The 13136-nt window shown below is 68.1% G+C and carries 11 protein-coding genes; 10 read left to right on the top strand and 1 reads right to left on the bottom strand.

Annotation, left to right across the window (positions count from 1 at the left end; translation table 11 throughout):
- The first annotated feature begins 70 nt into the window (after nucleotides 1-70).
- The 3 genes from DIE15_RS00055 to DIE15_RS00045 all read left to right on the top strand — a co-directional run bounded on the left by DIE15_RS00055 (nucleotide 71) and on the right by DIE15_RS00045 (nucleotide 1199).
- A complete protein-coding gene (locus DIE15_RS00055; RefSeq protein WP_124831841.1) occupies nucleotides 71-502 on the top strand; it encodes a YqaA family protein in 432 nt (143 codons plus the stop codon).
- 91 nt (nucleotides 503-593) lie between these two features.
- On the top strand, nucleotides 594-872 hold the full coding sequence (locus DIE15_RS00050) for a type II toxin-antitoxin system RelE/ParE family toxin (protein ID WP_124831839.1): 279 nt from the start codon (nucleotides 594-596) through the stop codon (nucleotides 870-872).
- Nucleotides 873-884: 12 nt separating this feature from the next.
- On the top strand, nucleotides 885-1199 hold the full coding sequence (locus DIE15_RS00045; protein ID WP_057930197.1) for a HigA family addiction module antitoxin: 315 nt from the start codon (nucleotides 885-887) through the stop codon (nucleotides 1197-1199).
- Nucleotides 1200-1301: 102 nt separating this feature from the next.
- Here the strand turns inward: DIE15_RS00045 and DIE15_RS00040 are convergent, their stop codons facing one another.
- A complete protein-coding gene (locus DIE15_RS00040; protein ID WP_124831837.1) occupies nucleotides 1302-2954 on the bottom strand; it encodes an acyl-CoA synthetase in 1653 nt (550 codons plus the stop codon).
- Nucleotides 2955-3170: 216 nt separating this feature from the next.
- Between DIE15_RS00040 and DIE15_RS00035 the strand changes: the two genes are divergently transcribed.
- The 7 genes from DIE15_RS00035 to DIE15_RS00005 all read left to right on the top strand — a co-directional run bounded on the left by DIE15_RS00035 (nucleotide 3171) and on the right by DIE15_RS00005 (nucleotide 13062).
- The gene (locus tag DIE15_RS00035; RefSeq protein ID WP_185734309.1) at nucleotides 3171-3938 is read left to right on the top strand and encodes a Crp/Fnr family transcriptional regulator; all 768 of its coding nucleotides are present in this window, start codon (nucleotides 3171-3173) and stop codon (nucleotides 3936-3938) included.
- 228 nt (nucleotides 3939-4166) lie between these two features.
- Nucleotides 4167-7415, top strand: coding sequence for an efflux RND transporter permease subunit (locus DIE15_RS00030; protein WP_124831835.1), 3249 nt, complete (start codon nucleotides 4167-4169; stop codon nucleotides 7413-7415).
- A 39-nt stretch (nucleotides 7416-7454) separates the two neighbouring features.
- Nucleotides 7455-8687 carry an efflux RND transporter periplasmic adaptor subunit gene (locus tag DIE15_RS00025; protein ID WP_124831833.1) on the top strand — a complete coding sequence of 411 codons (1233 nt, stop codon included), beginning with the start codon at nucleotides 7455-7457 and terminating at the stop codon, nucleotides 8685-8687.
- Between the two features lie 5 nt (nucleotides 8688-8692).
- The gene (locus DIE15_RS00020; protein ID WP_124832342.1) at nucleotides 8693-10207 is read left to right on the top strand and encodes an efflux transporter outer membrane subunit; all 1515 of its coding nucleotides are present in this window, start codon (nucleotides 8693-8695) and stop codon (nucleotides 10205-10207) included.
- 22 nt (nucleotides 10208-10229) lie between these two features.
- Nucleotides 10230-10925 (top strand): heavy metal response regulator transcription factor, encoded by a 696-nt coding sequence (locus DIE15_RS00015; RefSeq protein ID WP_057930191.1) that lies wholly within the window; start codon nucleotides 10230-10232, stop codon nucleotides 10923-10925.
- Nucleotides 10922-12370, top strand: coding sequence for a heavy metal sensor histidine kinase (locus tag DIE15_RS00010; RefSeq protein WP_124831831.1), 1449 nt, complete (start codon nucleotides 10922-10924; stop codon nucleotides 12368-12370). Before DIE15_RS00015 ends, DIE15_RS00010 begins: the two co-directional genes overlap by 4 nt.
- Before the next feature lie 95 nt (nucleotides 12371-12465).
- Complete coding sequence (locus tag DIE15_RS00005) at nucleotides 12466-13062, top strand: LysE family translocator (protein WP_057930193.1); 597 nt, start codon at nucleotides 12466-12468, stop codon at nucleotides 13060-13062.
- Nucleotides 13063-13136 lie beyond the last annotated feature (74 nt).

Raw genomic sequence — 13136 nt, 5'->3', positions numbered from 1 at the left:
CGGGTGCCGTTCTGTACCGCCGACGCCGCGCGACCGGTGCCGGTCGACGCGCGGCCGGTACAATCGCGCGATGCCCGAATTGCTCACCTACGGCGGCCTGTTCGCCGTGTCGATGGTCGCCGCGACCCTGTTCCCGCTCCAGTCCGAAGCCGTGCTTGCCGGCCTGCTGCTCGCCGGGCGCGAGCCCGCGTGGGCGCTGGTGCTCGTCGCGAGCGTCGGCAACGTCGCGGGCTCGGCGATCAACTGGGCGCTCGGCCGCGGCATCGAGCACTTCCGCGAGCGCCGCTGGTTTCCGGTGAAGCCGGCCGCGCTCGCGCGCGCCGAGCGCTGGTACGCGCGCTACGGCCGCTGGTCGCTGCTGCTGAGCTGGGCGCCGGTGATCGGCGATCCGCTGACGATGATCGCCGGCGTGCTGCGCGAGCCGCTGTGGACATTCCTCGCGATCGTGACGATCGCGAAGGTCGGGCGGTATCTGGCGGTGGCGTGGCTTGTCGTGCATTGAGGCGCATGAGGCATTGTCCTGCTGGATTGTGTAGGTCTTGCCAGCCGGCAATCAATTTGCCGCTTACCGATAAACGGCACAAAATGCAGCCATGATCCAGTCGTTCAAATGCAAAGACACTCGGCAGTTGTTCGAAACGGGACGTTGCCGACAATTCGCCAACATCGCCGATGTGGCCATGCGTCGTCTTACGCAGCTTGACAATGCGGAAACGCTCGATGCAATGAAGTCTCCGCCCGGCAACCGATTTGAGGCATTAATAGGTGACCGCATTGGCCAGTACAGCATCGGAATCAACGGCCAATGGCGTGTGTGCTTTACGTGGGGCGATGACGGACCGGCCGATGTTGAAATCGCCGACTATCACTGAATGGAGCTTGACATGACCCGGTTCAAAAACGGTATGCGCCCGGTCCATCCGGGCGAAATTCTTCGTGAGGACTACCTCATCCCGCTCGACATGAGCGCGAATGCGCTGGCTGGCGCACTTGGCGTCACTGCCGGCCGCATCAACGATATCGTCCGTGAGCGGCGCGGCATCACGGCCGATACGGCGCTGCGCCTTGCCCGCTACTTTGGCGGCGATCCGCAAACGTGGCTGAACCTGCAAGCCACGTATGATCTGAAAATCGCCGAGCGTGACCACGGCCGTGAGATCCAGAAGCGTATCGAGCCTCGGGAATTCGCCCACGCCTGACATGACGAGGCGCGAAACCGCACCGCATCCCTGACAACTGACCACCCGTCGCCCGCCTCCGGGCGATCGGGTTGCTGGCTGCCGCGCACCTGAGCGCACCGATTACTTCTTGTCCCCCGCCAGGTCGATCGCCTTGTCCGACCCGACCGCATTGCGCAGCTGGAATTTCTGGATCTTGCCGGTCGACGTCTTCGGCAACTCGCCGAAGCGCACGACCTTCGGCACCTTGAAGCCCGCGAGCAACTGCCGGCAGTGCGCAATGATCTCCTCCTCGGTCGCGCTCATTCCGTTGCGCAGTTCGACGAACGCGCACGGCACCTCGCCCCACTTCGGATCGGGCATCGCGACCACGGCCGCCACCTCGACGGCCGGATGCCGGTACAGCGCATCCTCGACCTCGATGCTCGAGATGTTCTCGCCGCCGGAAATGATGATGTCCTTGCGACGGTCCTTGATGCGGATATAGCCGTCCGGCGTCAGCACGCCGAGATCGCCCGTATGGAACCAGCCGCCGTGGAACGCCTCGTCGGTGGCCTTCGGGTTCTTCAGGTAGCCCTTCATGCAGATGTTGCCGCGGAACATGATCTCGCCGAGCGTCTCGCCGTCGGCCGGCACCGGCGCCATCGTGTCCGGGTCGAGCACCGTCGCGCCCGCTTCCAAGTGATAGCGCACGCCCTGCCGCGCGTTCAGGCGCGCGCGTTCGTCGTCGGGCAGTGCGTCCCAGTGCGCCTGCTTCGCGCACACGGTCGCCGGGCCATAGACCTCGGTCAACCCGTACACGTGCAGCAGGTCGAAACCGATCTCCTTCATCTTCGCGATCACGGCCGGTGCCGGCGCCGCGCCGGCGACCATCGCGTGCACCGTGTGATCGATGCCTGCGCGGAACTCGGCCGGCGCGTTCGCGATCGCGCTCTGCACGATCGGCGCGCCGCAGTAATGCGTGATGCGTTCGCGGCGGATCAGGTCGAACACCGTCTTCGCGTCGAACTTGCGCAGGCAGACGTTCACGCCCGCGCGCGCCGCGACGGCCCACGGGAAGCACCAGCCGTTGCAGTGGAACATCGGCAGCGTCCACAGATACACCGCGTGCTTCGGCATGTCCCATTCGAGGATGTTACTGATCGCCGCGAGATACGCGCCACGATGGTGATAGACGACGCCCTTCGGGTCGCCGGTGGTGCCGGACGTGTAGTTCAGCGCGATCGCCTCCCATTCGTCGGCCGGCAGCGTCCACGCGTAGTCGGGGTCGCCCGCCGCGACGAATGCTTCGTAGTCGGTCGCGCCCGCGAAGCGCGCGGGGTCGGCCGGCATCGCGTCGGCGACGCTGACGATCTTCAGGCCCGGCACTTCGAGCGCCGCACGGTGCGCGAGCTCCGCGTATTCGGTGTCGACGATCAGCACCTTCGCTTCGCCGTGCCGCAGCATGAACAGCACCGACGAGATGTCGAGCCGCGTGTTGATCGTGTTGAGCACGGCGCCCGCCATCGGCACGCCGAAATGCGCCTCGACCATCGCCGGGATGTTCGGCAGCAGCGCGGCAACCGTCTCGCCGCGCGCGACGCCGGCCTGCGCGAGCGCGCTTGCGAGCTGCTTCGCCCGCGTGTAGGTCTCGCCCCACGTGCGCCGCACGTCGCCGTGCACGATCGCGAGGCGCTCGCCGTAGACTTCGGCCGCGCGGACCAGAAAGTCGATCGGCGTGAGCGGCACATAGTTGGCGTCGCGGCGGCCGAGTCCGGCCTCGAACATCTGCGTCATGATCCTGTCTCCCGTTTTCTGTCGATCGGCGCGTGCGTCGACGCCGCGGCGCACGCTTCGATCTCGTATCCAGCCGGAGTGCATGCACCCCGATGCGTTTTGATGTGGTTCAATTGCCGACAGACTAACGGGCGCTATTGTGAGCCGTCTGTCATCGAAACGACAGAGTGCGCTTCGAGCGCTGCGCGTTATCCCTATCCTCGCAAACCCGCACCCATGCACGACCACCCCGTTGCGCCGCCCGACGCGGCCGCTCTCTCGGCCAACGCTCCGGCCAACCCGCCGCTCGAACCGGGCCCGTTGCCCGCCCTGTCCGTGCTGTTCGGCCAGTGCGCGTGGTTCCGCGCACTGGCGCCGGAACACCAGGCGCTCGTGCTCGCGCAGTCGCGCGCCGAACAGCGCGAGGCCGGCGACGTGATCGCGCAGCGGCTCGCGCCGTCCGAATACTGGATCGGCGTGCATCGCGGGTTGCTGAAGCTCGCGATCTTCAACGCGTCGGGGCGCGGCTGCACGTTTTCCGGCGTGCCGTCGGGCGGCTGGTTCGGCGAAGGCAGCGTGATCAAGCGAGAGCTGCGCAAGTACGAAGTCGTCGCCGTCCAGCGCTCGATCGTGCTGTTCGTGCCGGTCGACACGTTCCACGCGCTGCTCGACACGAGCCTGCCGTTCACGCGCTTCGTGATCCATCAGCTGAACAACCGGATGGGCGAATTCATCGCATCGATCCAGAACAGCCGGCTGCTCGATGTCGACGCGCGCGTCGCGCAGGCGCTCGCGCAGCTGTTCAATCCTGCCCTGTACCCGGACACCGGCCCGTCGCTCGCGATCTCTCAGGAGGAACTGGGGATGCTCGTCGGCGTATCGCGGCAGCGGATCAACCAGGCGCTGCAGCAACTCGAGAAACTCGGCGTGCTGCGGCTCGCGTACAACCAGATCGAAGTCGTCGATCTGGCCGCGCTCGCGCGGGTCGGGATGGAACAGATCTGAGCGCGGCCCGATGAACGGAATCGTCGTGGCTGCCGCATGCGCATCCGGTGCGGCAGCCGCTTCCGGATGCTTGCGTCCGCACCCATTTCATCCGACGAATCGGCCTGTCATCGCCGCGCCCAAACCTGACAATTTCGCCAGTTTCGCGTCAGTAACCCGTTCAGCCCCGACGCCTATCATTCGGGTTCCCTTCACCGACGCCTGATCACCGCCTGTCCCGCTGCCTCCATGTGGATCGTCAATCTCGCGCTCAGGCGCCCCTACACGTTCATCGTGATGGCCATCATGATCGTGCTGGCCACCCCGCTTGCGCTGATGCGCACGCCCGTCGACGTGCTGCCTGCGGTCGACATCCCCGTCATCAGCGTGATCTGGAATTACAACGGCTTCTCCGCGAAGGAGATGACCAACCGGATCACGGCCGTCCATGAACGGATCCTCACGACGACCGTCAACAACATCCAGCACATCGAGTCGACGTCGCTGCCCGGCATCGCGGTCGTGAAGGTGTTCCTGCAGCCCGGCGCGAACGTGCAGACGGCGATCGCACAGACGGTATCGTCCGCGCAGGCGATCGTGCGGCAGATGCCGCAGGGCGCGACGCCGCCGCTCGTGATCACCTATTCCGCGTCGAGCATTCCGGTGATCCAGCTCGGGCTGTCGAGCGAGACGCTCAGCGAACAGTCGCTCGCCGACATCGCGCTCAACTTCCTGCGCCCGCAACTGATTACCATCCCGGGCGCGCAGATCCCGTTCCCGTACGGCGGCCGCACGCGCGTGGTCGCGATCGACCTCGATCCGCAGGCGCTGCTCGCGAAGGGCCTCACGCCGGCGGACATCGTCAACTCGATCAACGCGCAGAATCTCGTGCTGCCGACCGGCACCGCGAAGATGGGCCAGACCGAATACCGGATCGACACGAACGCGTCAGCCGACACGATCGCCGACATCAACAGCCTGCCGGTCCAGACCGTCAACGGCGCGACGACCTACCTGCGCGAAGTTGCGTCGGTGCGCGACGGCTTCGCGCCGCAGACCAACGTCGTGCGCCAGAACGGCCAGCGCGGCGTGCTGATGTCGATCCTGAAAACCGGCGACGCGTCGACGCTGAAGGTCGTGTCGGACCTGAAGGCGCTGCTGCCCAAGGTGATCCCGACGCTGCCTGAAGGGCTCACGATCACGCCGCTGTTCGACCAGTCGGTGTTCGTCAACGCCGCCGTGCAGGGCGTGATCCACGAGGCGTTGATCGCCGCCGTGCTGACCGCGATGATGATCCTGCTGTTCCTCGGCAACTGGCGCAGCACGCTGATCATCGCGATCTCGATTCCGCTGTCGATCTTCACGTCGCTGATCGCGCTGTCGGCGCTCGGCGAGACCATCAACATCATGACGCTCGGCGGGCTCGCGCTCGCGGTGGGGATCCTGGTCGACGACGCGACCGTCACGATCGAAAACATCGAGCGGCACCTGCATCTCGGCACGCGCCGGGCCGCCCCAAGCGTGCCGAGCAGCCCCCTCGGGGGGCAGCGACCGGAGGGGGCGTGGGGGTCGTCGTTCAGTACCAACCTGCACGACGCGATTCTGGAAGGCGCGGGCGAGATCGCGGTGCCCGCGTTCGTGTCGACGCTGTGCATCTGCATCGTGTTCGTGCCGATGTTCTTCCTGACGGGCGTCGCGCGCTTCCTGTTCGTGCCGCTCGCCGAAGCGGTGGTGTTCGCGATGCTCGCGTCGTACGTGCTGTCGCGCACGCTCGTGCCGACGCTCGCGATGCTGCTGTTCCGCCCGCAGCAGGCCAGCACCGGCCCCGACCATTCGACGTCGCGCTTCGCACGTATCCATCACGCGTTCAACGCCGCATTCGAGCGGCTGCGCGCGTGGTACGTCGTGCTGCTCAGCATGCTGCTGGTGCGCCGCCGCTTCTACGCGATGTGCTTCCTCGGCTTCTGCGTGCTGTCGACCGGCCTCGTGTTCGTGCTCGGCCGCGACTTCTTCCCGAACGCCGATTCCGGCAACATCCGGCTGCACATGCGCGCGCCGACCGGCTACCGGATCGAGGAAACCGCGCGCCTCGCCGACCAGGTCGAACGCGTGATCCGCGAAGCCGTGCCCCCCGACGAGCTCGGCGCGATCGTCGACAACCTCGGGCTGCCGATCAGCGGCATCAACCTGTCGTACAGCAACAGCGGCACGATCGGCTCGCTCGACGGCGAACTGATGATCGCGCTGAAGCCGGGCCACCGCGCGACCGAGCACTACGTGCAGGTGCTGCGCACGCTGCTGCCGCAGCGCTTCCCGGGCGTCGAGTTCTTCTTCCAGCCGTCCGACATCATCACGCAGATCCTCAACTTCGGTCAGCCGGCCGCGATCGACCTGCAGGTGCTCGGCAACGATCTCGCGAGTAACATGGCTATCGCGAGCAGCCTGATGAAGAAGATCAGGCAAATCCCCGGCGCCGTCGACGTGCACGTGCTGCAGCGCAACGACGCACCGACCCTGGTGGCCGACATGGACCGTACGCGCATGCAGCAGCTCAGCCTTTCCGCGCAGAACGTCGCGCAGAACATGCTGATCTCGCTGTCCGGCAGTTCCCAGACGACGCCGTCGTTCTGGATCAATCCGCGCACGGGCGTCCAGTACCCGCTGCAGATCCAGACCCCGCAATACGACATCTCGTCGATCGACGACCTGCTCGGCACGCCGATTTCCGCGAGCGGCCGCACGGGCATGCCGCTGCAACTGCTCGGCAACCTCGTGCAGATCCATCCCGTCGCGAGCCCGGCCGTGATCACGCACTACAACATCCGCCCGGCGATCGACCTGTACGTGAGCGTCGAGGGCCGCGATCTCGGCTCGGTCGCGGGCGAGATCGACCGGATCGTGTCCGACGCGCGCGCGACGCTGCCGCGCGGCACCGACCTGACGGTGCGCGGCCAGGTCGAGACGATGCGCACGTCGTACATCGGCCTCGGCGCGGGTGTCGCGATGGCGATCGTGCTGGTCTACCTGCTGATCGTCGTGAATTTCCAGTCGTGGCTCGACCCGCTGATCATCATCAGCGCGATGCCGGCCGCACTCGCCGGCATCGCGTGGATGCTGTTCATCACCGGCACGCACCTGAGCGTGCCCGCGCTGACGGGCGCGATCATGACGGTGGGCGTCGCGACCGCCAACAGCATCCTGGTCGTGTCGTTCGCGCGCCAGCGCCTCGCGGCCGGCGCGCCGCCGCTCACGGCCGCGCTGGAGGCCGGCGCGACGCGGATCCGCCCGGTGCTGATGACGGCGCTCGCGATGATCATCGGGATGGTGCCGATGGCGCTCGGCCTCGGCGAAGGCGCCGAGCAGAACGCGCCGCTCGGCCGCGCGGTGATCGGCGGGCTGCTGTTCGCCACCGTTTCGACGCTGCTGTTCGTGCCGCTCGTGTTCGGCGGCGTGCATTCACGGCTGGCCCGCCGGCGCGCGCGCCAGGCCGGACACTGACTTTCGCCCACCCCATACCCGGTTGAATTGGTTGAATTCATGGAAGAGAAACATCACAGCTCCGTCGGCATCCAGGTGGACGAACACGGCATGCACCTGCCGGCGCGCACGTCGGTGTCGCGGCGCGGGCGGATCGTACTGATCGTGATCGGCGTGCTGCTGGCCGCGGGCGCCGCACGCACGATCGTCGTCAACGTGCTGAACCGCAGCCGGCTCGACGCGGTGGCGGAGCAGAACACGCGCCAGTACGTAAACGTCGTGCATCCGGTCGATGCGGCCACCGGCGGCAAGCTGACGCTGCCCGGCACGCTGCGCGGCTTCGTCGAGGCGCCGATCTTTGCGCGTGCGAGCGGCTACGTGCTGCGCTGGCAGGCCGACATCGGCGCGCACGTGAAGCAGGGTCAGGTGCTCGCCGAACTCGATACGCCCGAGCTGAACCAGGAACTCGCGCAAGCCACCGCGCAGCGCCAGCAGGCGCAGGCCGCGCTCGCGCTCGCGAAGACGTCGTTCGACCGCGCGCAGCAGCTGCGCCAGCGCGATGCGGTGTCGCAGCAGGAACTCGACGACCGGCAAGGCGCGTTCAACCAGGGCACCGCGAACCTCGCAGCGGCCGATGCGAACATGCGCCGGCTCACCGAACTGAAGGGCTTCCAGCGCATCGTCGCGCCGATCGACGGGATCGTCACGCAGCGCAACGTCGACGTCGGCGACCTCGTCAATTCCGGCAACGCGGGCCGCTCGCTGTTCACGGTCGTGCAGGCCGACCGGCTGCGCCTCTACGTGCAGGTGCCGCAGGCGTACGCGCAGCAGGTGAAGGTCGGCCAGCACGTGAGCGTCGCGCAGGCCGAACTGCCCGGCCAGACCTTCGACGGCACGATCACGCGCACGTCCCAGGCGATCGACGTGGCGACGCGCTCGCTGCAGATCGAGATCACGCTGCCGAACCCGGACGGTCGGCTGCTGCCCGGCGCCTACGTGCAGGCGACGCTGCCGATGACGCCGGTCGGCCGCCTGCAGATTCCGGCCAACACGCTGCTGTTCCGCGCCGAAGGGCCGACGGTCGCGACCGTCGACGCGAACGGCCAGGTGCGCCTGAAGGCGGTGACGGTCGTGCGCACGATCGGGCAGACGCTCGAAGTCGACGGCCCGCTCACGCCGACCGACCGCCTCGTCGCGAACCCGAGCGACGCGCTCGCGAACGGCGACACGGTCGTCGTGCAGGCACCGCCGGCCGTGAAGCCGGCCTCCGCGGTCGCGGGAGCGAAGTCGTGAGCGCGATGCGCGCCCGCCTGCGCCCCACGGCCGTCGTGACCGTCGTGACCGTCGTCGCGGTGGCAGCCCTCGCCGGCTGCACGGTCGGCCCCGACTACCGGCGCCCCGCCGTCGAGACGCCGGCCGCGTGGCGGCTCGACCCGGCCGATGCGTACTGGCACCCGGCCGCGCCGGCCCGTGCGCCGCTCGATCCGGCCTGGTGGACCGCGTTCGGCGACGCGCAGCTCGACGCGCTGGAAGCCGACGCGCTGCGCAACAACCAGAACCTCAAGGCCGTCGCCGCGCGCTACGACCAGGCGAAGGCGACGCTCGCGTCGGTCGCGTCCGCGCAGTATCCGGCCGTCGGCCTGAACGCGAGCGGCCAGCGATTCAGGATTTCCGCCGACCGGCCGCAGACCAACTACGCGACGACGAGCATGTCGACCGTGCAGAACGAGATCCAGGTCGGCGCGAGCGTCAGCTACGAACTCGACCTGTTCGGCCGCGTGCGGCGCAGCGTCGAATCCGCGCAGGCCAGCTCCGAACAGGCACGCGACGATTTCGCGAACGCGCGCCTCGTGCTCACCGCCGATCTCGCGTCGAGCTACTTCGCGCTGCGCGAGCTCGACACCGAGATCGACGTCGTCAAGCGTTCGATCGACCTGCAGCAGAAGGCGCTCGACTACGTGAGCGCGCGTCACGACCTCGGCGCCGTATCCGGTCTCGACCTGCTGCAGCAGCGCTCGCAGCTCGATGCGACACGCACGCAGGCGCAGCTGCTGATCCAGCAGCGCGCGCAGGTCGAGACGGCGATCGCGACCCTGGTCGGCACGCCGGCCCCCGCGTTCTCGCTGCCGCCGCGCGTGGTGCCGATCAACGCGCCCGCGCTGCCGACCGGGATGCCGAGCGACCTGCTGCAGCGGCGCCCCGACGTCGCGTCGGCCGAGCGGGCGATGGCCGCCGCGAACGCGCAGATCGGCGTCGCGCGCGCCGCGTATTTCCCGCGCATCGCGCTGTCGCCCGATATCGGCTGGGACGCGACGCGCTTCTCGGGCCTGTTTACCGTGCCGGCGCTGCTGTGGTCGGTCGGCGCGTCGGTCAGCCAGCCGCTGTTCGAAGGCGGCAAGCTGAAGGCCGGCGTCGATTTCGCGCAGGCCGGCTACGTGGCGGCGCAGGCCAGTTACCGGCAGACCGTGCTCACCGCGTTCCAGGAGGTGCAGAATGCGGTGACGGGCCTGTCGGTGCTGGCGCAGGCCGCGCAGCAGGCGTCTGCCGCCGTCGACGACGCGCGCAAGCTCGTGTCGCTCGCGCAGGACCGCTATGCGGGCGGCCTGACGCCGTTCATCGACGTGCTGACGGCCCAGCAACAGTTGCTGACGAGCGAGCGTCAGGCCGTGCAGATCCAGGGCCAGCGCGCGGCACTCGTCGTGTTTCTCGCGAAGGCGCTCGGCGGCGGCTGGGACAGCGGCGCGACGAACGGCCCCGCACCGACCGACGTCGCGACGGCCGGCCCGCAGCCCGCCGCGGGCGTCGGCCCCTAACCCGGTTACGCGAACCAAGCCTATGAAAGTCCTGATCGTCGAAGACGAACCGAAAGTCGTCGAATACCTGAAGAGCGGCCTGACCGAGGAAGGCTGGGTCGTCGACACCGCGCTCGACGGCGAGGACGGCGCGTGGAAGGCCGTCGAATTCGACTACGACGTGGTCGTGCTCGACGTGATGCTGCCGAAGCTCGACGGCTTCGGCGTGCTGCGCGCGCTGCGCGCGCAGAAGCAGACGCCGGTGATCATGCTGACCGCGCGCGACCGCGTCGACGACCGCGTGCGCGGGCTGCGCGGCGGCGCCGACGACTACCTGACCAAGCCCTTCTCGTTCCTCGAGCTGATCGAGCGGCTGCGCGCGCTCACGCGCCGCGCGCGCGTGCAGGAATCGACGCTGATCTCGATCGGCGACCTGCGCGTGGACCTGATCGGCCGCCGCGCGACCCGCGACGGCACGCGCCTCGATCTCACCGCACAGGAATTCCAGCTGCTCGGCGTGCTCGCGCGGCGCAGCGGCGAGGTGCTGTCGAAAACGACGATCGCCGAGCTCGTGTGGGACGTGAACTTCGACAGCAACGCGAACGTCGTCGAGACGGCGATCAAGCGCCTGCGCGCGAAGCTCGACGGCCCGTTCGCGGAGAAGTTGCTGCACACGATCCGTGGCATGGGCTACGTACTCGAGGCGCGCGAGGACGCCGACAGCGAGAGGCACGCATGAAACGCTCGATCACCCTGCGTCTGTCGGCGATGTTCGGCATCGTGTCGCTGCTCGTGTTCACGCTGGTCGGCTGCGGGCTGTTCGTGATGATGGAGCGCCAGCTGTTCGCCGAACTGCGCGCGACGATCGACACGCGCGCGAAGGTCGCGCAGATGATCGTGTCGCATGCGACCACGGCCGTGCGCGGCCGCCTGATGCAGGAGAAGCTCGCCGACCTCGAACCGCCCGACGGATCGACGCGCTACCAGATCGAGAGCCCCGACCCCGACTTCCGCTTCGGCCACCCGGTCGACGGCGTGCCCGTCGGGGAACCGTTCGGTGCGTTCCAGCAGTACGCGCTCAACCACAGCAGCTACGACGTGATGACGAAGACCGTCCCGATCGCAGGCAGCGGCGAACGCCCTGACCTGAAGCTGATCGTCGCGTCGTCGTGCGAGCGCACGCAGCGGATGCTGCGCCATTTCGTGTGGACGCTCGCCGCGCTGATCGCGATCGCCACCGTGATCACGCTACTGCTGGGCCGCGCGGTCGCGCGCTTCGGGCTCGCGCCGCTCGAACGGCTGTCGCAGGATGCGGCGGCCGTCAGCGCCACCAACCGCCGCCAGCGGCTGCAGACCGACGCGCTGCCCACCGAGCTGCGCGATCTCGCCGCGTCGTTCAACGGCGCGCTCGAGCGCATCCAGCAGACCTATGCGCGGCTCGAGGCGTTCAACGCGGACGTCGCGCACGAGCTGCGCACGCCGATCAGCATCCTGATCGGCCAGACCCAGGTCGCGCTGACGAGCCGCGACCGTTCGGTCGACCGGATGCGCCAGACGCTGCAGTCGAACCTCGAAGAGTTCGAACGGCTGCGCGTGATCATCAACGACATGCTGTTCCTGTCGCGCAGCGATCGCGGCGAACGCGCGACCGACCTGAAGCACGTGTCGCTCGCCGACGAAGTGCGGCGCATGCTCGACTTCCTCGAGATTCCGCTCGACGAAGCGAAGCTGCGCGCCGAACTGCACGGCGATGCGCGCGCGGCCGTCGACCCGTCGCTGTTCCGCCGCGCGATGACCAACCTGCTGATCAACGCGATCCAGCATTCGGCGCCGGGCGCGACGCTGAACGTGACGATCACGCGCCGCGACACGCTCGTCGACGTGTCGGTCGCGAACCCCGGCGAGCCGATCGATCCCGTGCAGCGCTCGCACGTGTTCGAGCGCTTCTACCGGCTCGAGGAAGCGCGCGCGAACAGCAAGGAGAACCACGGGCTCGGGCTGTCGATCGTCAAGGCGGTTGCGGAGATGCACGGCGGCAGCGTGTTCGTCGCGTGTTCGGGCGGTGTCAATACGTTCGGCTTCTCGGTGTCGACTCAACCCTGCGGCGGCGGCCCGCTGCGCGCGCCCGATGCCGGCGACCCGCAAGGCCTGCAGCCCGCGCACGCACCGCGCGCATTGCACTGACGGCGGTCGCCCCGCCGAGGGCAGTTTTCTTCAATACGGGCCTGCGCCGCTTCTTTAGTCTCGATGCGACTTTGACATTCGCATGGAGGCACCTGATGAGCATGCTGGTTTCGATGGCCGCGTTCGCGCTGGCGTCGTCGATCACCCCCGGTCCCGTCAATATCGTCGCGCTCAGCGCGGGCGCGCGCCACGGTCTCGGCGCAAGCCTGCGCTATGCGGCCGGCGCGACGCTCGGCTTCGTCGCGCTGTTCCTGCTGATTGGCCTCGGGCTACACGCGGCGCTCGCGCGCTGGCCGATGCTGACCACGACCACCCAATGGGCGGGGATCGCGTTCCTGCTTTACCTCGCGCTGCGGCTCGCGCTCGACGACGGCCGGTTGTCGGCCGATCCCGACGCACGGAATGCGGCCGGTCCATCGGCCGCGGCCGGTGCGGCGATGCAATGGCTGAATCCGAAAGCGTGGCTCGCGTGCGTGGCAGCGATGGGCGCGTATGCGGCCGACGGCGACCGCGCGCAGGTGTGGCAATTCGCGGCGCTCTATCTGGTGATCTGCTTTGCGTCGATCGCGTGCTGGGCGTATGCGGGTGCGTCGCTGCGACACCGGCTCGCGAATGCCCGGCGGATGCGGCTGTTCAACCGCGCGATGGCGCTGCTGCTTGCAGGCAGCGCGCTTTATCTGCTCGATATCTAGTCGGCCCTGAACAATTCACTTTTCCTTGCGGATGAGTTCATGCCGCCGACAGCGCAGCGGTTGTGACGCTGAGC

Origin of the sequence: Burkholderia sp. Bp9031, from assembly GCF_003857965.1 — a bacterium.
GTDB classification, from domain to species: domain Bacteria; phylum Pseudomonadota; class Gammaproteobacteria; order Burkholderiales; family Burkholderiaceae; genus Burkholderia; species Burkholderia ambifaria_A.
The sequence above is the reverse complement of the archived record's forward strand: the minus strand, read 5'-3'. Positions and strand labels throughout refer to the sequence as shown.

What these genes read in the sequence shown, in the direction of transcription:
- DIE15_RS00055 (WP_124831841.1), top strand. Translation starts at nt 71, where the DNA reads ATGCCCGAATTGCTCACCTACGGCGGCCTGTTCGCCGTGTCGATGGTC.
- DIE15_RS00035 (WP_185734309.1), top strand. Translation starts at nt 3,171, where the DNA reads ATGCACGACCACCCCGTTGCGCCGCCCGACGCGGCCGCTCTCTCGGCC.
- DIE15_RS00030 (WP_124831835.1), top strand. Translation starts at nt 4,167, where the DNA reads ATGTGGATCGTCAATCTCGCGCTCAGGCGCCCCTACACGTTCATCGTG.
- DIE15_RS00050 (WP_124831839.1), top strand. Translation starts at nt 594, where the DNA reads ATGATCCAGTCGTTCAAATGCAAAGACACTCGGCAGTTGTTCGAAACG.
- DIE15_RS00025 (WP_124831833.1), top strand. Translation starts at nt 7,455, where the DNA reads ATGGAAGAGAAACATCACAGCTCCGTCGGCATCCAGGTGGACGAACAC.
- DIE15_RS00005 (WP_057930193.1), top strand. Translation starts at nt 12,466, where the DNA reads ATGAGCATGCTGGTTTCGATGGCCGCGTTCGCGCTGGCGTCGTCGATC.
- DIE15_RS00040 (WP_124831837.1), bottom strand. Translation starts at nt 2,954, where the DNA reads ATGACGCAGATGTTCGAGGCCGGACTCGGCCGCCGCGACGCCAACTAT.
- DIE15_RS00010 (WP_124831831.1), top strand. Translation starts at nt 10,922, where the DNA reads ATGAAACGCTCGATCACCCTGCGTCTGTCGGCGATGTTCGGCATCGTG.
- DIE15_RS00015 (WP_057930191.1), top strand. Translation starts at nt 10,230, where the DNA reads ATGAAAGTCCTGATCGTCGAAGACGAACCGAAAGTCGTCGAATACCTG.
- DIE15_RS00045 (WP_057930197.1), top strand. Translation starts at nt 885, where the DNA reads ATGACCCGGTTCAAAAACGGTATGCGCCCGGTCCATCCGGGCGAAATT.
- DIE15_RS00020 (WP_124832342.1), top strand. Translation starts at nt 8,693, where the DNA reads ATGCGCGCCCGCCTGCGCCCCACGGCCGTCGTGACCGTCGTGACCGTC.